Below are 19,473 nucleotides of genomic sequence, written 5' to 3'. Positions count from 1 at the left end.
ATTAATGGGGATGAAGGCTGGCTCAGCCACTGCGTGGCCGATCAGGTCAGGTCATAGCTGGGTGAATTCACGCTGCCTATCAGCGTCAGCTCCACGTGTTCAGGCGCGTAAAGCTCGACTTGGCCCTTGGCAGCATCGAAGCCGGAGCGGGCGGCGTCGCTCGCCGTGCTGAATATCAGGTTGCTGTCGTTGAGCTGTGCGGCAAGGTTGCCGTCGAGCACCAGCTCGAAGCGTTGGCCGTCGGCATTGGCCTCGAAATTTTTCAGGTACGTGCGGGTATCGTCTGCGTTAGTTCCGATCGCCAGGGTGCCGTCGTATCCGTTCCCGATACCCGTAAAGCCCAGGGCACTGAGGTCGATGTGATCCTCACTGGGGTTGAAGTCGAGTATGCGGTCACTGCCGCTGCTGTCAGCGGTGCGAAAACTGTCGGCCACATTGGCGTAGTTGAATACATCGCTTCCCGAGCCGCCGGATAGCAGGTCACGGCCGAGATTGCCCTGTAGCACGTCGTCCCCTGAAAGACCGCGCAGGATTTCGTCAGTACCCAAGCCTTGCAATTCATCATGGCCAGAGGAGCCGGTAAGTCTTGTGTTGCCATCCGCGCTGCCAAACGTGGTGTCCAGGCTGCCATCGGCATTGAGCCGAACGGCCGCATAGTCGCTGCCGCCGTTGGCAAAAGCGCTTCCACTGAGCAAAAATTTTCCATCGTTCTGCAGGGTGATTTCGTTGGCTGCCGCCGAAACCCCGGGCAAGTCGATGCTGACCAGCCCTTGATTACCGAAACTGGTGTCGGGGCTGCCATCGGCATTGAGCCGCAGTACGGAAAAAACATCGTAAGCTACAGTGCTGGCGACTAATATTTTGCCATCGTCTTGTACAGCCACGTTGCCGTTGTAGCTGGCAAAGTGGGTTAGCGCGACGACGCCATTATCGCCAAAGTGGCTGTCCAGCTCCCCGCTGGCAGTGTATTTGAGCAGGCTGTTGTCAAAACCTGGCGCGCCTTGGACCAACACGCCGCCATCCTTCAGGACGGTGATGCCCTGCATGAATGCAAACGTTCCCTGGGCTTGCAAGGTCAATACACCATCCGTGCCGAAGGACAGGTCCCGCGTGCCGTCGGCAAGCAGCTGCGCCACTTTCAACGTATTGCCCTCGATTGCACCGACCAGCAAGCTGCCGTCGGCGTTGACGTCCACTAGCGGCGCGGCGCCGAACCCGCTGGACAGGCTGGCTTGGGCATTGCTGTTGAACGCGGTATCGGCTTTACCGTCTGGCCCCCATCGCTGGACGATAGGGGTGTCATCGTGGCCTTCGTGAGCCGTCACCACGGCGCCATCGGCCTGGACTTGAAGGCTGTACGCCTTGTCGAGGGGGATTTGCTTGTGAATCACCAGCCGACCAGCGTTGCCGTAGGTCGTATCCAAACTACCATCGGCGTAGAGGTGGGTCAGGGAAAAATCCTTGCCGTCATCCAGGTCATCGTTGTGGTAACTGAAGCCGGCGATCAGTACTGAACCGTCGGGCTGTAAGATCATGTCCTGGACATTATCGGTGTGCCCGGCGATATCGACGATCATGATCCCCGGGGCGCTGTAAGTGCTGGCCATGTCTGCATCCTTCAAAAATATCCTGAAGGAATCACTCTAGCCCGGAACCACTGGTGCGCCAGACCAATGGATAATGGCCTCATATTTTCTCCAGCTTATCGGCGCGCGCTTGAAATTGAACATCGACTTGCCCAATGCAGCGGCGTCCAGCCAAGTCGAGTGGCAGCCGTTTGAGAATGGCTGCATGGGGTAACCAGGCAGAATCTGAAATATACTATTACGTGTAATGTATATTATGTTAAACGATGTGTTTATGAATGTTCATTAGCCTCGCAAGGCGCTGATTCGACAAACCCGCTTCTGACATCCGCTCTCTCAACGGGCCATGTACTAAATGTTCATGGAGCACCTTTGAATGAGGACCTTCCAGTGAAGTTGGTTCAGATCCGTTTCTCTTCCGGTCAGCGCGTACCGCTGCTTGTTCAGGATGATCAGGTAGCGCCATTGCCTAAGCTCGTTCCATTCATCTACGTCCAGCTCAAGCTCAAGCTCAGGCATCGTGCATACAACACCGCCGCACGCACCTACGTGCTATCCAGGCTTTTTACACCTATGCCAAAAGCCGAGATCTGGATGTCGATGACACCATCTTAACCTGCCACTTTGAGGCGATTCTGGCTTTGCTGGATGGTTACGCCATCTGGCTCCAAAGTGGCCGTCAAACCGATAATCTGATCGTCCGAATCGGGACAGATGCAACGGCACCTTTTCCACAGATCGATCCGCGTACCTTGCCACGGGGCGTTGGGTCAAGCTCGGGTTCCATCAAAATCTCAAAGCGTTTTGCTGGGCGTCAGTATCAGAGCGCTCCGCGTCGCGATCCCAAGATTGGGCAATCTTCTCAAGCATCGCCCTCGTCCGAACAAATCCCGCAGATGCCTCAGCCCACTCCCGTGTTTGCTTAGCCAATGCGCGCTCCTGATCGCCCCCTTCGCCTATTGCCTTGCAAAATACTCCCCTCATATTGAAGCGCTCGATGCTAACCCCGCGCTCGACCTGGGTGGACGCCAAGGTTTCAATCACATTCCGAACAGCACGAGCCTTGGTAATTTGAGCTACGGCTACGACAACGCCGGCCAACGAGTGCAGCTTGGCGGCAGCTTGGCCCGCACCACCCTCCCCGGTGCCGTGAGCACCACCAGCTATAATGCGGCTAACCAGTTGACGGCATGGAGCAGTGCCTCCTTGCTATATGACGCCAACGGCAACATGACCAGTGACGGCAGCAATAGCTACACATGGGATTCGCGCCAGCGCTTGAGCACTCTTACGGGCACCATGTCCGGCAGCTTCAGTTATGACGCGGCCAACAGACGAAGCCAGAAGACGATTGCCGGACAGACCACCGGCTATGTTTTCGATGGCCCCAACCTGGTGCAAGAGCTGACCGGTACCGCCCCCCCGACGGTGCAAGCCAACCTCCTCACGGGCGGCCTAGATGAAATATTTAGCCGCACCGAAGCCAGTGGCAGCACTTACAACTACTTGGCTGATGCACTGGGTTCCACCCAGGCGCTCACCGACAGCAGCGGAGCATCCACCACTCAATACACCTATGATCCTTATGGCCAGACCAGCAGCAGCGGCTCCGTCAGTGTTAACAGCCAGCAATACACCGGTCGAGAAAATGATGGCACGGGTCTCTATTACTATCGGGCACGGTATTACTCTCCAAGTTTTGGGCGGTTTATCTCGGGAGATCCGATTGATCTTGCGGGGGGGATTAATACGTACGCATATGTGGGCGGTAACCCTATGAGCTGGGTAGACCCGAACGGTCTCTCATCGGTCAGTTACGACGGCCAAACGCACACTGTCACCATCAGGGATAGCGCTGGAAATACGGTCGGAACCTACCCTGCAAACAATAACACCACGACAACAAGCAACGGGCCTTGGCCAAATGGAACTTATTCTTACAGCGGTTCTAATCCGCATCCAGAGAGCGGTGCCAATGGTCCATATGGCTCGCATGGAATTATTATCTTCAACGTTCCGGGGCGAACAGGAATGGGGCTCCATTCAGGCAGAGCGAATAGCGGTGCACAAAACCATCCGACGCTGGGATGTATCCGAACGACAGACGCGGCTATGGGGTTTGTGCGTAATCTCATAACAACTGACCCAGTAACATCCATGACCGTTATCAATAACAACGCCAACGCCCCTCAGTTTGGTACACAACAGTAGTATGATCGAAAGGGTGATAATCATGATGCTCAGCAGATTTATATGTTCTCGCTCCCTGATCTTCTTGATCTTGCTCTTCGGACTTGGATTGGGATATATGCCATTCTCCCAGGCTTCGGCGTACGGAAAGTGCCCTCCCGAGATGAATAACCGAGCAGCGGGTTTGTTAGTTGAAGCACGCGGAGATTGGTCATCTCTTTTTAAACATCAAAAGGCCTTCGTTTCTTGTGATGATGGTGAGCTTGGCGAAGGCTACTCTGAAGCCGTGGCAAACCTCTTCGCCAGAAGATGGGATCAATTCGATACATTTGTCTCACTGGCAAAAACACACCCTGATTTTCAAAGCTGGGCGATACAGCATATCGATGCGACCGTTTCAGATGACGACCTGAACAGGATCATACTAAATTCCAATACATGCATTAACAATGCAGAGGCGGAAAAATTTTGCGAGATTGTGCGGCAGAGTGCTAAAAATGCTTTGACGGAATCCGCACGTACGCGACAATAACTTTGGTAGGTTACATACCTATATCAGTCGCTATGCGTCAAGTGACAAGGTCCCACAGGAAACAGGGTCGGCTACGCATGAGGTTAAAATACTAAAAATCAAAGCAAAATCATTTCGCAAGCTTGCCTTGAGTTTCAAGTGAAACCAACATCTTTGCAAACGAGTTTATGACAGCCTGGTATTGGCTGTGACCTTAAAGTCACTCTCCCTCTTGGCTTTATTAAATCCAACTAAATACGATGCAATCAAAGGTGAAAGCCTCAAGTGAGATGAGAGCTCTCGGGATTCCAAAAGCGAGGTAAACCCGTCAACTAGTCAATTAAGTCGTTGGCCAAGTAGATTCCAAATCTAGAGCATTGAGAGTTATTGGACGCACGCTAACCATAGTCGCAGCAAGCACTATAGCCACCGCTTCGGTTGTGATGGAGGGGTTTTATGATTGGGGAGTAATAGGAAGGGCTGCCTGGGAAACCACCTCCGCAGGCGATTGCATTTACGCAAAATAAATATGAGGTCAGTATATGACAACCCAAGATGACACTATTCGCAGGCTCGCCATGCAGCGAATTGCAAGTGTATTCAAAATCTCTGTAGATGAATTGACTGAAAGCTCAGTGTTTGGACGCGACCTAAACGCCACTCGCGCTCCTGGTTTCTTTAACCCAAATGAGTGCGATATAATTGAAGGCGACATTCTGGATGTATGCACCAAAGAGGCACGCAAAGCGATAAGCTCTGGAAATTTGACAATTTACACTGTCGGTGATTATTGCAAGCATATGATTGAATGCTACAAAAAGAAACCGAAAGACGTAGTTCAAACATTGAAAGCAAATCCATCCCGACTTTGATTAGGGTAGTTGACATTCGTGCTTGCGCGATAGGCGAAATATGTCCTCTGACAGCCTGTTGCCATCTACGAATCCAAAGGTAAATGATGATAGCGATCAAACGGTTAGAATTGCATTTTAGGCATTGATTGTCGAAATAGGTGCCGCTTTTTTATATTAAATACCGTATTCCGGGAAAGCTTCGGCACGAGGATTATATAGCACACCTGGCTTGGCCTGCTCGAGGCTGACAACTTCGAGCAGCAAGCAGCAGTACGAGCGTTGCATCAGTGAGATTTATTCCAACCCCAGTAGTTAAGCAGGGCAATACATCGTTAGGCCGCTGTGGTTTAGATTTCTGCTATGCGTCCATCCAGTGTCTGCCAGATGAAGCACCGTGTCGTAGATATTCACATCCTTGATGGCTGCGTGACGCTACCAGAAAAAGAGCGCCCTCGTCGGGGGGATGGTACCCAAGAAACGACGGCACAGCCCCAGCCCATCTTCCCCAGGTTGAACGAGTAAAACATCCGCTCCCACCCACTTGATAACTGTCTCATCGTGCCGCGATCCCCCGCCGGCCAATACAAAAATTTTGCTGTCGGTCAGACAGCGCAGCTAATTTTTGAAGCGAACCGGCCGATACTAGCCGGCGGTCGGCCAAATTAAATGCCTCTGGCGGCGAAAAAACCACCGGACAGTTTGTCTAGACCGTACCTTAATAGCTGATGCAAGAAGGCCAATCTGTGTACCTACATCGTTGGAGCTACATCCTACTAATTTGTTTGCTGCCACAATTGAGCCTGGCCAGCACACTGCATATCGATCCTCGTGCCGAGAGCCTTTATCAGGAAGCTCTCCCATACCTGCTACAAGCGGATGACAAGCTTGAAGCAGTGACAGCCGATACCCCAACGACAAGCGAGGAGGAAAGGCAGCGCTCCCTCACCCTAGCCGAAGAAGGAGGTGCGCTACTCAAGCCAGCTTTTACCTTGCTTGAACAAGCAGCGGCCCTTGATCATCCCGTGGCCCAATATCGTCTCGGATTGATTTACGCGATGCTATCTCCGAGCGAAGTGATCAAAGAGAAAGCTTGCCCCTTGTTCGAACGAAGCCTCGCCCAAGGCTTTGCTCCACCAGCACTTGAAATTGCCTCCTGGTGCTTGGCGTTTACCGATACGCCCGAGTACCAAAAAGCCTTGCAAGCCATAGAAACCAGCATGCCGCTTTACGAAAAATATTTTCCACAGCCTGTTGTCAGGCTTGAGTGCAAGCGTGAGGAACCGGTCGGCTTCGCCATGCAGTGGGGCAACGGTCGTGATTATCAAGCTGAGATCTACCGTTTACAGGGCGACAGCAATCGTGCGCGGCGCTTGGAGTATTACCAGAAGGCCATCGATACCAATGACTGTTACAGGGCCAAACGACGCATGGAATATCTTAAATAGTTCCGCCTCGTACTGCATCGCGATCCAGACGTCCATCGAGAAGTCCACCTGCTCGGGCAGCAAGCGCGCCAGCGCATGACGGCGCGCCAGTTGGCTTGAGTACACGCCAATGCCCAGCCCTGAGCGGAGCGCTGCGAATTGGGCCAGGTGATCGTCGCTGCGAAATACCGCATGTTCCCCTGTACAGGCAAAGCCCTGTTGTGCCTGGAACGCCTGCTCCGCCAGGTTGCGGTCCGGTCCGATAACTGGGTATTCGCTCAGTTCCTTTGCGCATCGAGGCCATCCTCGGTGCTCGAGTAGCCCCGCCGTAGCATACAGGCCCACGCGCAAATCGCCCACATGCCGAGTGACGACGAAGGCCTCGGCTGGGCGACGAATGCGTACGGCCTGCCAGGAGAACAGAGATCTATGACAGGCTGTATCCTACCCTCCAGTCGACCGATAAGGTCGAAGACGGCCTTCGCTTCCCCCTCGTTCTCATCATCCACTGCATTCTAAACCGCACTTCACCATTGATGGCTCAAGGCCACCAGTCGATAATCACCCCTTCTAAAAAAGCACATAAGGATTTGCTGTGAAGAAGCTCTACTTGGCTCTACCGTTCTGCGCGCTGCTGCTACAAGGTTGTGGTGTGACCATGACCCGCTATGAACCCAACTTTCAGAACGTTCAGCAGCTCAAGAAAAATGCACCCATGCAGCCCTTGCGCGAGACGCAGGTGAATGCGGATTCAGGTCAAGGGTCGCTGATGGTGCGCCTGAACCCGATTTCGTCGCCCGAGGGCAGCGTTCCACTGCACATCCAGGCCGCGATCAACGATGAGCTCCGCCAGGCGGGTCTGTTGGACCCTCGGGCTGATCGGCAGCTGCAGGTTCAGTTGGTCAAGAGCCAGCTCACCGCAGGCATGAGCAGCGGCCATGGCGAAGTGGCTGCGCGCTTCACGCTGCGTAAAGGTGATCAGGTTCTATACGAAACCACTAAAGACGTGCAGCGTGATTGGGACAGCAGTTTCTTCGGTCCGATCGCCATTCCGGCGGCCGCGAACAACTACAACCCAATGGTGCAAGACCTGCTCAAGAGCTTGTACAACGACCCGCAGTTCACTCAAGCGTTGAAGTGATCAAAAAAAAGAGCCGCGATTGCGGCTCTTTTTCTATCGGTGTCAGCCCCGTGGAATGCGGGTGTCGACAGCGGAGTATTTTATGCGGTTGTTGTCGACCCAGTTCTTCAACAGCGCATTGACCTGGCGGTTGAAGGTGTCGGTGATGGCCGCCTTGGGCGTATTACCTGCCAGGGGCAGGAACCAGATGCCCATCCAGGTGTTGATCGCATCATGATTGCTGGCCTTGCCCAACGGCTGGCCCTGCTCGTCCAGGGTTTCCAGGCTCATGGTGTACTGGTCGGTTGCCAACGCAGGAATGATCGTGAACGTGAAGCCACTGAGGAACGCCAGGACCATTTGCCCACCGCCTGGCGCATGGTTATAGACCTTCAATCGAAGATTGTAATCGCCTGGTTGCTTCTGGAATTCGTCAAAGACCACGCGCCCAAAAAGCCCTGACTCATCGAAGGTCCGCTTCAGATCCGGCTTGAGCATGTCGCGAGCCTGCGGCACCTCGGTGGCCTTGGCATTGTCGGGGTCGCCCTGATAGAAATCGAAATCGACATAGACGTTCGGCTTGTTCGAGTAGCCGGCCATTGAAGGCAGATTCACGGGGGCTACTTCATCTTTGGTGAAACTGGCGCATCCACTCAGGCTCAAGGCCAGGGCTAGGCCTATGGCTTTTGCAAATTGCATATCGACTTCCTTGCGTAATTTGACTAATGCCGCTCACAGAGAGGGGGACGAATTCTAGCGGGATCCGTTTAAAAGCAAAAGGCTATCATCTGATTGCACACACGCCGCTTCGCGATTACCTGACACGCTCAAAGACAATGTGAACCTTCGCCCCATCCGGGCGGCGAAAATCTTCTACCATCCGGTTGCCATCGACCTTCAACTGCAGGTCATCCCGGGTGCGCACAGCGCCCACCCAGTTCGGGAACGTAGCCCCTTCGACAGTGTTGCCTGTGAACTCACCGTTCTGGTCGACGGTATATCGCCCGAAAAAACCGATGCTTCCCGCCATCGCGGCCCGGTTTTCCTCATCGGTGCCTTCGCCACGAACGTTGGATCGAAACGCCGGCACGCGTGGATCCGTGAGTACTTCGACAAACGTCAGCTCTGGCGTGAAGACGAGCCAACCATGAGGATCGGGGCCATAAGCATTCGATCTACTGCCCTGGCTCTCAACGGTTGCACTGACCATGCGCCATGTCCCGACCACGGAATTTTCTTTGCCCGCAAACGCTGTGGAGAACGCCGAGAAGGCAATGGCTGCTACGACTGCCAGTAGCGTATTTTTCAGACTCATCCGCTTCACCTTTCCTCGCCGCAACGACGCGGCAGACAATAGAGTGGGTTTCATTCTGGTCGGCACGGTCTTCATGCCCTGGCCGAGATGGCCGCCAAGCGTAGCTCCCGCAAAGTGGCATTATCCGCCCTCCTCCCCAGTTGCCAGCCCAAGTAGCCCCACAGCAGTGCGCAACAGGCGCCGATTATCGCGGCCGGGCCGGCGCCTTGTCCCAGGAGGTCGAGCAGGCTCTTGGCCCAGCCGCTCATGGCGTCACCTGCGCGATAAACCACGGTGTCGATGAAGTTCTTGGCCGTGTATTTACTCTCGGCATCCAGCGGCGCGAACAGCATTTCCCTGCCCGGCCGGACGAACGCGTATTCGCCGATCCGTCGCACGATCATCACCGCCGCCAGTAGAGCGAACCCCGGCGCCAACGCCAGGCCGAGGAAGCCGATGCACATGAGCAGCGGCACGACGGCCAACAACGCACGCACCCCCAACTTCGGCGCGATGCGGCCGGTGATGAACAACTGGGACAGCAACGCACCGGCCTGCACGATGATGTCAATGGTGCCGAAGATGCGTACCTGCGCCTGGCGATCCGGATAGTGCTCGGCCACCAGGCGCGCCTGTTCGAAATAGAGAAAGGTGCTGACTGTCGCCAACAGCACCACGAAGCCGGCGATTCCCAGCAAGTAAGGTGACTTGAGCACCGCCGTCAAACCGCTGAACGGATTACCGTGCAATGGTTGCCGAGGGCTTTGCGTCGGTGCGGCGCCGGGGCGGCCGGCTCCGCCCGTTTCGCGCCACCGCATCAGTGCTCGTTTCAACACCAGCGTGGCACCGAGCAACAGGGCCGCCAGCAGCATCAACCCCGAGGCGCCGAGGGGACCGATGAGCAGCGCGCTCAGGGTCGGCCCCAGCAGGCCGCCGACGCTGGCGCCCGCAGCGATGAAGGCGAACAGGCGCTTGGCCTGCTCACTGTCGAATACATCCGCCATCAAGCTCCAGGCCACGGATACGACGAACAAGTTATAAACCGATATCCAGACGTAAAAGACCCGGGCCACCAAGACACTGTCCGGCTGGAACTGGAACAGCTCGACGAACATCAGCAGGTTGAAACCGAAGAAACCGTACACCCAGTCGATCAGGCGCAGGCGCGGCACCCGTGAACTGAGCCAGGCGAACAACGGCACGGCTGCCAGCATGACCAGGAAGGTCGCGGTAAACAGCCATTGCAGATTCTCCACCCCCGCCGCGATGCCCATCGATTCACGGATTGGGCGCAGCATGAAGTAACCGGTGAAGAGACAAAGGAACAGCAGGAACCCGCACAGCGCCGGACGCAACTCGCCGTCACGGGCGTTGAGGGCGAGACTCAGCCGGTGCAAATAGGAAGGCGCACTCATAAGGGACTCCGGAGAAACGGCAACAAGACAAAGGTCAAGCGCGGGACGGGCGCCCGCGCCCAGGGTTGCATCAGCGATAGGTCACGCCGGTCAAACGCTCGGAGACAACCCAGAGCCGCTCGGCATCCGCCTCCGTGCTCGCGGCGGGCGGTGTCTTGGCGAACCCCAACGGACCGCGTCTTTCATCGTCACCGGTCGGGCCGTAATAAGCCCCACCCACGGCTTGCGCAGCCGTGGCGGCATACAAGGTGGGCAACGCCCCTTGTGCCGCTGAGTGGTACGCGTCACGGTCCTTTGCCCAGCGCCGACCGAACTCGCTGTCGAGGCCTGGCCCCCGTGCGACCAACTCGGTAACGGCAACGCCGGGATGCGCCGCCATGCTGCGAATGCCCCAGTTTTCGGCATCACTGCGCCGCTGCAAGGCAAATGCCCAGTGCAAGACGGCCAGTTTCGATTGCGCGTAGGCGGCGTACGGGTCGTACTTCTGCTCGCTCTGAAGATCATCAAGATTCATCGCGCCGCGCGCCGCAGCAATGCTGGACAGGCTTACCACGCGGGCATCCTCGCTTTGACGCAAGAGCGGCACCAACAGGCCGGTCAGCGCGAAGTGCCCCAGGTAGTTGGTGGCCAACTGAAGTTCAAAGCCATCGGCGGACGTGCCTCGCTCGGGCGGCGCCATGACGGCGGCATTGTTGATCAACACATCGAGGCGCGGCAGTCGCTGATGGAGACGCTGGGCCAGGCCGCGCACCGATGAAAGATCAGCCAGGTCCACGTTCTCGAACTGCACCTTGGCATCGGGCACGGACTCGCGGATACGTGCGATAGCCTGTGCGCCGCGCTCCGGGTTGCGCGCGGCGATGATGACCTCGGCGCCGGCACGCGCCAAGGCCAGCGCATCCTCGTAGCCCATGCCACTGGTACCACCGGTGATCAGGACAATTCGACCTTTTTGGGACGGTATGTCGCCGGTCGACCAGTCTGGTTTCGGTGCAACGCGAGTGGAGGCTTCGATACTCACCGCACTGAGCAGCGCGACGCCCGCAGCGAGGATTCGAGCCAGTCTTCCAAGCCGGCTCATGCGGCCAATGGTGGGTGTTGTTGTGCTATTCCACATGGTGATGGTCCCTGTCTGAAGAAATGAACCGGCATCGCCGGACGGTCACTGTGTCGAGCACGCCTCAGCCAACTGCAGAAAGCTGACGTGTTTCTTTACCCCTTGGGTGTTCAAGTAGGTCATCTTGGCTGGCACGACCTCGCATACCGGCGATGTCGCCGCCTCGATATGAATGACCCTGGCAATGTCCAGCGGCATGCCATATTCGTAGGCCGGAAGCTGCGATTGTTCTTTGGCGAGCAGCGGTGAACCGCTCAAGGAGATGACTGCCAGCAGGCCGGCAATCGACAGGTTTCGAATGTTCATAGTGGGCTCCACGACACTGTCCTCGTTGGGATGGTCGTAGCACTCTAGGCGGGGGCGACTGACGTCAAGGTGACTGCTGGCTGACGGGAAGATGTCAAACGCGGGCAGACTTTACTCGCAGGCGACGACTAAGGCGCCGCCTGGTTCATCAAGGAGAATCCGAAGGTGTTGAGCCCATTTTCGCTGTGGGCAAACACGCGGCCACCGTGCATGGACGCCACCGCCCGCACGATGGAAAGGCCCAGGCCATGGTGCGCATCGCTTCGCGCCCTGGCGGTGTCGGCGCGATAGAAACGCTCGAACAAACGCTCCAGGTGCGAATTGTCGATGGGCTCTCCGGCATTGGAAACGCTCACCTCGACCTGCATGCCGTGGTTGACCAGGCTCACCGTGATCGTGCTGGTCGGCACAGCGTAGCGCGCCGCGTTCTGTATCAGATTAGCCAGGGAACGGTGAAAAAGGCGTCGGTCGATGCACACGCGCATGTCACCTTGGATCACCACGCCCAGCTGTTTGTCGTGCAAGACCGGCTCCAGATACTCCACCGTTTTCAACGCCTCTTCATAAAGCGAGACATCACTGAGCTCGGTTGCCCGTTGCCCGCTCTCGGCCCCCGCCAGGAACAGCATGTCGTTGACGATGGTGCCCATCCGTTCCAGCTCTTCGAGGTTCGACTGCAGCAGATCCTGCAGCTCACCCACATCGCGCCCGTGGGCCAATGCCACCTGGGTCTGTCCGATCAGATTGGTCAAGGGCGTTCGCAGCTCATGGGCCACATTGGCATTGAACCCTTCGAGCTGACACCAGGCCGCTTCCTGGCGAGCCAGGGCACCGTTGAACGACACCGCCAGCTCCTGCAATTCGCCAGGCAGCGCCTCGGTGTCCAGTCGCTGCTTCGAATCTCCCGGCGGCAGGCTATTGGCTTGACGGCTCAGTCGTCTCACCGGCCCCAGGCCGAAACGCGCGATCCAGTAACCGAGCAGCGCAACCAGCCCGATGCCCAACGCCGAGGTCAGGATCAAAATCTTGGTGAAGTGGTCCAGGGTCTTCAGAAACGGCGTTGAATCCAGCCCCACGATAAAACGCAGTTCCGGACGGTTGACCATGGCGGGAATGGTCTTGAGCAACGCCATCATGGGCCGCTCTCGGTCAGGCAGGTCGAGGGTAAACAGTCCATCGGAGCGCTTCGACCAATCCTGGCCGTCCGGCATCGCCCCGCCGTAGCTGAAGGCGGGGTCGTCAACCAGGATCCAATAGCGGACCCGTTCATCCGCAGGCGTCAGGCCGTCGAGCTTCTGGCGCAAACCGACCCAGAACGTCGGCGAATCGTATTTGGCGAGCACCGGGTCGAGCACGGAATGGCGCAGGATCAGCTCGTTCTGCATCTGCTCATCGAGCGATTGCTTCAAGGAACAGCGCAACAGCGTCGCACTGATCGACATGATCAGCAGGACAGCGAGGGCGAACATCAGGGCAAGCCGCTTGGCGATCGATCTTTTCATCAAGGCGTTCCACTTTGCCTGCCATCGACCTCACGGCTTTCCAGCACATACCCCATGCCACGGACGGTATGCAGCAGCTTGCGCGGATACGGGGCATCTACCTTGGCGCGAACGCGCTTGATCGCAACCTCGACCACGTTGGCATCACTGTCGAAATTCATGTCCCAGACCTGCTCCGCAATCATCAACTTGGAAAGAATTTCGCCCTGATGCCGCGCCAACAGGCTCAACAGGGAGAACTCCTTGGCCGTCAGGTCCAGCCGCAGCCCGCCCCGGGTCACCTTGCGCGCTTGCAGATCGACCTCCAGGTCGTCGATGCGCAAATGCGTCAGGTCAACCGTGTCACCGGCGCGACGACGGATCAAGGCCTGGACACGTGCGACAAGTTCGGCAAACGAAAAAGGCTTGCCCAGGTAATCATCGGCGCCCTCGCGCAGTCCTCGAATGCGGTCATCCACCGTCCCCCTGGCCGACAACATGATGACCGGGGTTTTCTTGTGCAGGCGCAGGCCTTGCAGCACGTCGTAGCCGTCCTTGCCCGGCAACATAACATCCAGGATCACCACGTCGTAATCCCATTCCAGCGCGTAATGCAGGCCATCGATGCCATTCGTGGCAACGTCGACAATGTAGCCGAGTTCGGTCAAGCCACGATGGACGTAGGAGGAGGTTTTTTCTTCGTCCTCGACAATGAGCAAACGCATCGGGTAACGCCTCTCTGAAACGGTGCCACAAATTGGGAGATCAAATAGTCGATCCCGATGTTTGGCTTGGTGCTGATGCTTCAAGCCCCCCTGCAAGATCGCCTGGATGTACATTTTCCCCAGTCTAGGCTGTGAAGGTGTCCGCAGGCTGACCGCCTCCTGACATTCTTGTCAGAAAATGCTTCAAGGGCCGAGTTCGTCATTCTCGTGGAGTTATTCGAATTTGGAATTACAGTTATAGCTAACGAAACTATGTAGACGACCTTCCGTCACCTATCTTGACGTCAGGTATCCGTCCCATTTGGGGCGATGCTGGAACGTTATCCAACGGGCTCCAGACACACGTTAATCCGCAGGATAAGGATCTGCTCGTACGTCCAGTTTGATTGAAGACCGCAAGACCGATAAGGAGATCCCCCTGTGGTGGATGTGCAGCAATTGTTGGACTCGATTCCCCCTGGCATCCCCTATGGCGACGACGATGCATGCGACGCCACCTTCTTTACGACGGCCAACTGACGCCCGAACACGAGCCAAAGGAAGCCGTTCATGGCAATCACGCAAAACAACCGTTTGGTACAGGTCGACAGTCCTCTCGGCGGCGATGTCCTGTTGTTGCAAGGCATGGAAGGCAGCGAAGAGTTGGGGCGGTTGTTCCACTACGAATTGGACCTGACCTCCGAAGACCGGGCGATCACGTTCGACCAGCTGCTGGGCAAGCCAATGGGCCTGACCCTGGAACTGTATGACGGCGGCAAACGCTACTTCCACGGCATTGTCTGCAGTTGCCGGCAACTGACCGGCCACGGCCAATTCGCCGGTTATCGCGTCAGTTTGCGCCCCTGGTTCTGGCTGCTCACGCGCACCTCCGATTGCCGGATTTTCCAGAACAAGACCGTGCCGGACATCATCAAGCAGGTGTTCCGCGACCTCGGTTTCTCCGATTTCGAGGACAGCCTGAGCGGCAGCTACCGCGAGTGGGAATATTGCGTGCAGTACCGCGAAACCAGCTTCGACTTCGTCAGTCGGTTGATGGAGCAGGAAGGCATCTATTACTACTTTCGCCATGAAGAGGCGCGCCATGTATTGGTGTTGGCCGACGCCTATGGCGCCCACTCCACGGCGCCAGACTACGCCTCGGTGCCCTTCTATCCGCCTGATCGGCAAATGCGCGAGCGCGATCATTTCTACGACTGGCAACTGGCGCGGGAAGTCCAACCCGGTTCGCTGGCGCTGAACGACTATGACTTCCTGCGCCCACGCGCCAGTCTTGAGGTGCGCTCCAGCGTGCCGCGCAACCACACCAACGCCGACTACCCGCTCTACGACTACCCGGGTGAATACGTCCAGAGCAACGATGGCGATCACTACGCGCGTACCCGCATCGAAGCCATTCACAGCCAATTCGAGCGTGTGCAATTACGCGGTCGCGCCCGCGGAATCGGTTGCGGTCATGTGTTCACGCTGACGGGATACGACCGTGCAGACCAGAACCGCGAGTACCTGGTGGTGGTCGCCCGTTATCAGATCCGTCAGGAAGCCTATGAAAGCGGCCAGTCGGACATCGCCGAACAGTTCGTCAGCGAGCTGGACTGCATGGATGCCAGCCAGTCCTTCCGCCCTCTGCCCCTCACGCCCATGCCCATTGTTCGCGGGCCGCAGACTGCCGTGGTGGTCGGCCCCAGCGGCGAGGATATCTGGACCGACCAGTATGGCCGGGTCAAAGTGCATTTCCACTGGGATCGCCATGACCAGTCCAACGAAAACAGCTCCTGCTGGATTCGCGTGTCCCAGGCCTGGGCCGGTAAGAACTGGGGATCCGTGCAGCTCCCGCGGATCGGTCAGGAAGTGATCGTCAGTTTCCTTGAGGGCGATCCGGATCGGCCGATTATCACTGGCCGCGTCTACAACGCTGAACAGACCGTGCCCTACGGATTGCCGGCCAATGCCACCCAGAGCGGGGTGAAAAGTCGTTCAAGCAAGGGCGGTTCACCGGCCAACTTCAATGAAATCCGCATGGAGGACAAGAAAGGCTCGGAGCAACTGTTTATCCACGCCGAGAAGAACCAGGACATCGAGGTCGAGAACGACGAAACCCACTGGGTCGGCCATGATCGCCGCAAGACCATCGACAACGACGAGACCGTGCATGTCAAGCACGACCGCACCGAAACCGTCGATAACAACGAAACCATCACCATTGGTGTGGATCGCAAGGAAAAGGTCGGCAATAACGAAACCATCTCCATCGGTGTGAACCGCACCGAGGATGTTGGCAGCAACGAGAAAATCACCATTGGCGCCAATCGCACCGAGAAAGTGGGCAGTAACGAGACCATCACCATCGGCGCAGACCGCACGGAAAAAGTCGGTGCCAACGAGAAAATCAGCATCGCCAGCAACCGCACCGAAGACGTGGGCGGCAACGAAACGATCAGCATCAGCGGCAACCGTAACGAAACGGTCCAGGGCAACGAAGGCATCGAGATCAACGGCAACCAGAGCACCCAGATTGGCCAGAACGAATCCCGCGACGTCGCCCAGAATCGCACCACCAACATCAATCAGAACGACAGCCTGGACGTGGGCAAGCATTTCTCCCTTACCGCCGGCGACTCCATCAGCCTGACCACGGGCGCGGCGAGCATCACCATGAAGAAGGACGGCACCATCGTGATCAGCGGCAAGAACATCACCATCGACGGCTCTGGCGCCATCAAGATCAAGGCCAACAAAAACGTGGTCGTCAAAGGCCAGAAGATTCTGCAGAACTAGTCATGGAGCGTGTGCGATGACCGTCGAATATTACCTGCCCTCCTCCTCCACTGCCGCGCCGACGCGCGTGGATGGCGTCGTGATCGGCCTGTTGCTGGATGTGCCCAAGGCCGACGCGCCGGTCGTGGCATTTCCCGGCTGCCCTGCTGACGGCGGCCTCGCCGCGCGCACCACCACACCGCTCAGCCGCGAGGACATCGGCGCCCAGGTCGCGCTGATGTTCGAGGCCGGCGACCTGACCCGGCCGCTGGTGATCGGTCGCATCCAGCGTCTGCCGCAAACCACAACGCCAGCCGTCGCCCACCTGGACGGCGAACGCCTGGAGTTCACCGCGGAGCGGGAAATCGTCCTGCGCTGCGGCAAGGCCAGCATCACCCTCACCCGCGAGGGCAAGGTGCTGATTCGAGGGACCTATCTTTCGAACCGGTCATCCGGCGTGAATCGCATCAAGGGCGGTTCGGTGCAGATCAACTAGACAGGTAGTCGGCCTATGGAACTGCTCAACGCCAGCAAACTGCTTGCTGCCTACACCCAGGGCCTGGAGCCCGATGGCCGCGAATCCCTGGTGATAGTGGCCAAAGGCACGTTCAATTTGCCGCTGGACGGCCGTCCGGCAACCCTCGCCGACACCCAGCAACCGCTGCTGATGGCCGATACCTTCCTCGGCGAGCCGGGGCTCAGCGCTCCGCTACAGGAAATGGACTTCGCCCCGGTCAAGCCATTCTGCGATGTGCTGGTACGCGGCAAGGCCTATGCCCCAGGCGGGCGGCCCGTGACGCAGTTGGCAGCGGGCATTCGCATCGGTCAGATGAGCAAGGCCTTTTCCGTCCTCGGCCCCCGACAATGGCAACCGGGGCTATTGGGGGTTTCTCCCGGTTTACCGCAACCCTTTACCGAGCAGGACATCTCCTATGCCCAGGCCTACGGAGGTACCCATCCCATGGCCAAGAATCCGGATATGCGTCATTGCTACCCGGACAACCCAAGCGGTTGCGGTTGGTTCCCAGGCAGCATCGACAGTGCTGAAGTCGCTTACAAGCCAATGCCCAATACCGAGGAACTGGGCAAGCCGATCGACAGCCCCTCCGGCGACTTCCGCCCCATGGCTCTCGGCCCCCTGGGCCGTAGCTGGCCGCAACGCGCCCGCTTCGCCGGTACTTACGACGAAACCTGGCTGGCCGACTGCTTTCCGTTTCTGCCGCAAGATTTCGACCGTCGCTACTTCCAGGCGGCCCCTGACGATCAGCAGATTCCTTACCTGCGTGGCGGCGAGGACGTGCTGCTGCTCAACCTCACGCCCCAGGAGCGCGCGGGTTTTCGCATCCCTGAAATGGAGGTGCCGGTAACGTTCTTCTTGAAAAAAGGTGGCCATGAGACTGTGCAGGCGGTCATCGACACCCTGCTGATTGATACGGATGCGCTCCAGGTGCAGCTGACCTGGCGTGTCTCCCGGCCGCTGCGACGCAATATGTTCGAGATCGCCCAGGTGCTGGTCGGCACCATGTCCACGGGTTGGTGGCGCGCCCGTGAACTGGGCAAGGATTACTACCCGTCGCTCTCCTCCCTGGTAAAAGCCAAGCAGGCACCCGAGGAGGCGGACTGATGACCGCGCTTTGCATCATCGGCTCCGGCATGGTCAGCGCTGTCGGCCTTAGTGCAGCCGCGAGCTGCGCGGCGATCCGCTGCGCCATCGACAACTTTCAGGAAACTCGCTTTATTGACCAAGGTGGCGAATGGCTGATGGCCGCCAGCGTGTCTCTGGAACAGCCCTGGCGCGGCCGCACCAAGCTGATCAAGATGGCCGCCCGTGCCATCGCCGAGGCGCTACAAAGTACCCCCAACGTCGATCCGGAAAAGACTCCGCTGCTGCTGGGGGTAGCGGAAGCCGAGCGCCCCGGCCGCCTCAATGGTCTCGATAAGGGGCTGCTGCACGCCATCGAAGCCGAACTGGGCTTGCGCTTTCATCCCAGTTCCAACGTCATCGCCCGTGGACGGGTCAGCGCTGCCGTGGCCCTGCTTAATGCGCGTACGCTCATCTACCAAGGCGGCAATCGCCACGTACTGGTTGCTGGCGTCGACTCCTTTTTGAACGGACCGACGCTGGCCGCTTTCGAAGCACGCGAACGCCTGCTCACCAGCCAGAATTCCAACGGGTTTATCCCCGGCGAAGGCGCCGCCGCCGTGGTCCTGGCCGCCCCCGTTGCCAGCGAAGAGCCGCAACTGGCCTGCATGGGCCTGGGGTTCGGCGTGGAAAAGGCCACGGTGGAGGCCGAAGGCATTCCCCTGCGCGCCGAAGGCCTGACTCAAGCTGTACGGGCGGCGCTGAACGAAGCCGGCTGTGGGTTGGAGCAAATGGATTATCGGCTCACCGACATCTCCGGCGAGCAGTACTACTTCAAGGAAGCCTCCCTGGCCCTCAGCCGAACCTTGCGCGTACGCAAGGAGTTCTTCCATCTCTGGCACCCGGCCGACTGCATCGGCGAAGTCGGCGCCGCCATCGGCCCGGCCATGCTCGCCGTGGCGTTGGCCGCCAGTCGCAAGGGCTACGGCGAAGGTCCGAATATCTTCTGCCACCTCGGCAACGACGCCGGCGAACGCGCCGTTGCATTGCTCAGTTACCAGACTGTGAGGGCTGCGTAATGGCGAATGAGGTCTACGCCAACAATATGGAGGTT

The 19,473-nt window shown here is 57.9% G+C and carries 19 protein-coding genes; 10 read left to right on the top strand and 9 right to left on the bottom strand.

Annotated features, from left to right (window positions below):
- Positions 1-41 precede the first annotated feature (41 nt).
- Positions 42-1,607 carry a M10 family metallopeptidase C-terminal domain-containing protein gene (locus tag KGA89_RS19390; protein WP_223472307.1) on the bottom strand — a complete coding sequence of 522 codons (1,566 nt, stop codon included), beginning with the start codon at positions 1,605-1,607 and terminating at the stop codon, positions 42-44.
- A gap of 351 nt (positions 1,608-1,958) precedes the next feature.
- Here KGA89_RS19390 and KGA89_RS19385 point away from each other — a divergent pair, with 351 nt between their 5' ends.
- The 5 genes from KGA89_RS19385 (at position 1,959) to KGA89_RS19365 (ending at position 6,586) form a co-directional block, all read left to right on the top strand.
- Positions 1,959-2,201: a hypothetical protein gene (locus KGA89_RS19385; RefSeq protein ID WP_223472306.1), complete on the top strand. Its 243-nt coding sequence runs from the start codon at positions 1,959-1,961 to the stop codon at positions 2,199-2,201.
- A gap of 456 nt (positions 2,202-2,657) precedes the next feature.
- A complete protein-coding gene (locus tag KGA89_RS19380; RefSeq protein WP_223472305.1) occupies positions 2,658-3,797 on the top strand; it encodes an RHS repeat-associated core domain-containing protein in 1,140 nt (379 codons plus the stop codon).
- A 22-nt stretch (positions 3,798-3,819) separates the two neighbouring features.
- On the top strand, positions 3,820-4,308 hold the full coding sequence (locus tag KGA89_RS19375) for a hypothetical protein (RefSeq protein ID WP_223472304.1): 489 nt from the start codon (positions 3,820-3,822) through the stop codon (positions 4,306-4,308).
- A 521-nt stretch (positions 4,309-4,829) separates the two neighbouring features.
- Positions 4,830-5,159: a hypothetical protein gene (locus KGA89_RS19370; protein ID WP_223472303.1), complete on the top strand. Its 330-nt coding sequence runs from the start codon at positions 4,830-4,832 to the stop codon at positions 5,157-5,159.
- A 725-nt stretch (positions 5,160-5,884) separates the two neighbouring features.
- Positions 5,885-6,586, top strand: a complete 702-nt coding sequence (locus KGA89_RS19365) for a hypothetical protein (RefSeq protein ID WP_223472302.1) — start codon at positions 5,885-5,887, stop codon at positions 6,584-6,586.
- On the opposite strand, the gene KGA89_RS19360 is transcribed toward KGA89_RS19365, so the two are convergent.
- Positions 6,482-6,964, bottom strand: a complete 483-nt coding sequence (locus tag KGA89_RS19360) for a LysR substrate-binding domain-containing protein (protein ID WP_223472320.1) — start codon at positions 6,962-6,964, stop codon at positions 6,482-6,484. The genes KGA89_RS19365 and KGA89_RS19360 overlap by 105 nt on opposite strands.
- A 196-nt stretch (positions 6,965-7,160) precedes the next feature.
- On the opposite strand from KGA89_RS19360, the gene KGA89_RS19355 reads away from it, so the two are divergent.
- Positions 7,161-7,706, top strand: a complete 546-nt coding sequence (locus KGA89_RS19355) for a hypothetical protein (RefSeq protein ID WP_024618963.1) — start codon at positions 7,161-7,163, stop codon at positions 7,704-7,706.
- 42 nt (positions 7,707-7,748) lie between these two features.
- Here KGA89_RS19355 and KGA89_RS19350 read toward each other — a convergent pair whose 3' ends face one another.
- From KGA89_RS19350 to KGA89_RS19320, 7 genes are all read right to left on the bottom strand, one after another.
- On the bottom strand, positions 7,749-8,384 hold the full coding sequence (locus KGA89_RS19350) for a hypothetical protein (RefSeq protein ID WP_223472301.1): 636 nt from the start codon (positions 8,382-8,384) through the stop codon (positions 7,749-7,751).
- A 115-nt stretch (positions 8,385-8,499) separates the two neighbouring features.
- Positions 8,500-9,000, bottom strand: a complete 501-nt coding sequence (locus tag KGA89_RS19345; RefSeq protein ID WP_223472300.1) for a lipocalin-like domain-containing protein — start codon at positions 8,998-9,000, stop codon at positions 8,500-8,502.
- Positions 9,001-9,071: 71 nt separating this feature from the next.
- Positions 9,072-10,394, bottom strand: a complete 1,323-nt coding sequence (locus KGA89_RS19340) for an NTP/NDP exchange transporter (RefSeq protein ID WP_223472299.1) — start codon at positions 10,392-10,394, stop codon at positions 9,072-9,074.
- Between the two features lie 70 nt (positions 10,395-10,464).
- The gene (locus tag KGA89_RS19335) at positions 10,465-11,511 is read right to left on the bottom strand and encodes an oxidoreductase (RefSeq protein ID WP_223472298.1); all 1,047 of its coding nucleotides are present in this window, start codon (positions 11,509-11,511) and stop codon (positions 10,465-10,467) included.
- Between the two features lie 45 nt (positions 11,512-11,556).
- On the bottom strand, positions 11,557-11,817 hold the full coding sequence (locus KGA89_RS19330; protein ID WP_027913078.1) for a DUF2790 domain-containing protein: 261 nt from the start codon (positions 11,815-11,817) through the stop codon (positions 11,557-11,559).
- 128 nt (positions 11,818-11,945) lie between these two features.
- Positions 11,946-13,319, bottom strand: a complete 1,374-nt coding sequence (locus KGA89_RS19325; RefSeq protein WP_223472297.1) for a heavy metal sensor histidine kinase — start codon at positions 13,317-13,319, stop codon at positions 11,946-11,948.
- On the bottom strand, positions 13,319-14,023 hold the full coding sequence (locus KGA89_RS19320; RefSeq protein ID WP_214510414.1) for a heavy metal response regulator transcription factor: 705 nt from the start codon (positions 14,021-14,023) through the stop codon (positions 13,319-13,321). Before KGA89_RS19320 ends, KGA89_RS19325 begins: the two co-directional genes overlap by 1 nt.
- Positions 14,024-14,572: 549 nt before the next feature.
- Between KGA89_RS19320 and KGA89_RS19315 the strand changes: the two genes are divergently transcribed.
- The 4 genes from KGA89_RS19315 to KGA89_RS19300 are packed head-to-tail and all read left to right on the top strand — an operon-like array spanning position 14,573 to position 19,438.
- Complete coding sequence (locus KGA89_RS19315) at positions 14,573-16,798, top strand: type VI secretion system Vgr family protein (RefSeq protein WP_223472296.1); 2,226 nt, start codon at positions 14,573-14,575, stop codon at positions 16,796-16,798.
- A 16-nt stretch (positions 16,799-16,814) separates the two neighbouring features.
- The gene (locus KGA89_RS19310) at positions 16,815-17,273 is read left to right on the top strand and encodes a DUF6484 domain-containing protein (RefSeq protein WP_223472295.1); all 459 of its coding nucleotides are present in this window, start codon (positions 16,815-16,817) and stop codon (positions 17,271-17,273) included.
- A gap of 15 nt (positions 17,274-17,288) precedes the next feature.
- On the top strand, positions 17,289-18,401 hold the full coding sequence (locus tag KGA89_RS19305; RefSeq protein ID WP_223472294.1) for a DUF2169 domain-containing protein: 1,113 nt from the start codon (positions 17,289-17,291) through the stop codon (positions 18,399-18,401).
- Positions 18,398-19,438, top strand: coding sequence for a beta-ketoacyl synthase N-terminal-like domain-containing protein (locus KGA89_RS19300; RefSeq protein WP_223472319.1), 1,041 nt, complete (start codon positions 18,398-18,400; stop codon positions 19,436-19,438). Before KGA89_RS19305 ends, KGA89_RS19300 begins: the two co-directional genes overlap by 4 nt.
- Positions 19,439-19,473 lie beyond the last annotated feature (35 nt).

Origin of the sequence: Pseudomonas sp. A-RE-22 (assembly GCF_019956035.1) — a bacterium.
GTDB lineage: Bacteria > Pseudomonadota > Gammaproteobacteria > Pseudomonadales > Pseudomonadaceae > Aquipseudomonas > Aquipseudomonas brassicacearum.
Note: the sequence above shows the minus strand (reverse complement) of the source record. Positions and strands in the feature narration are given on the sequence as shown.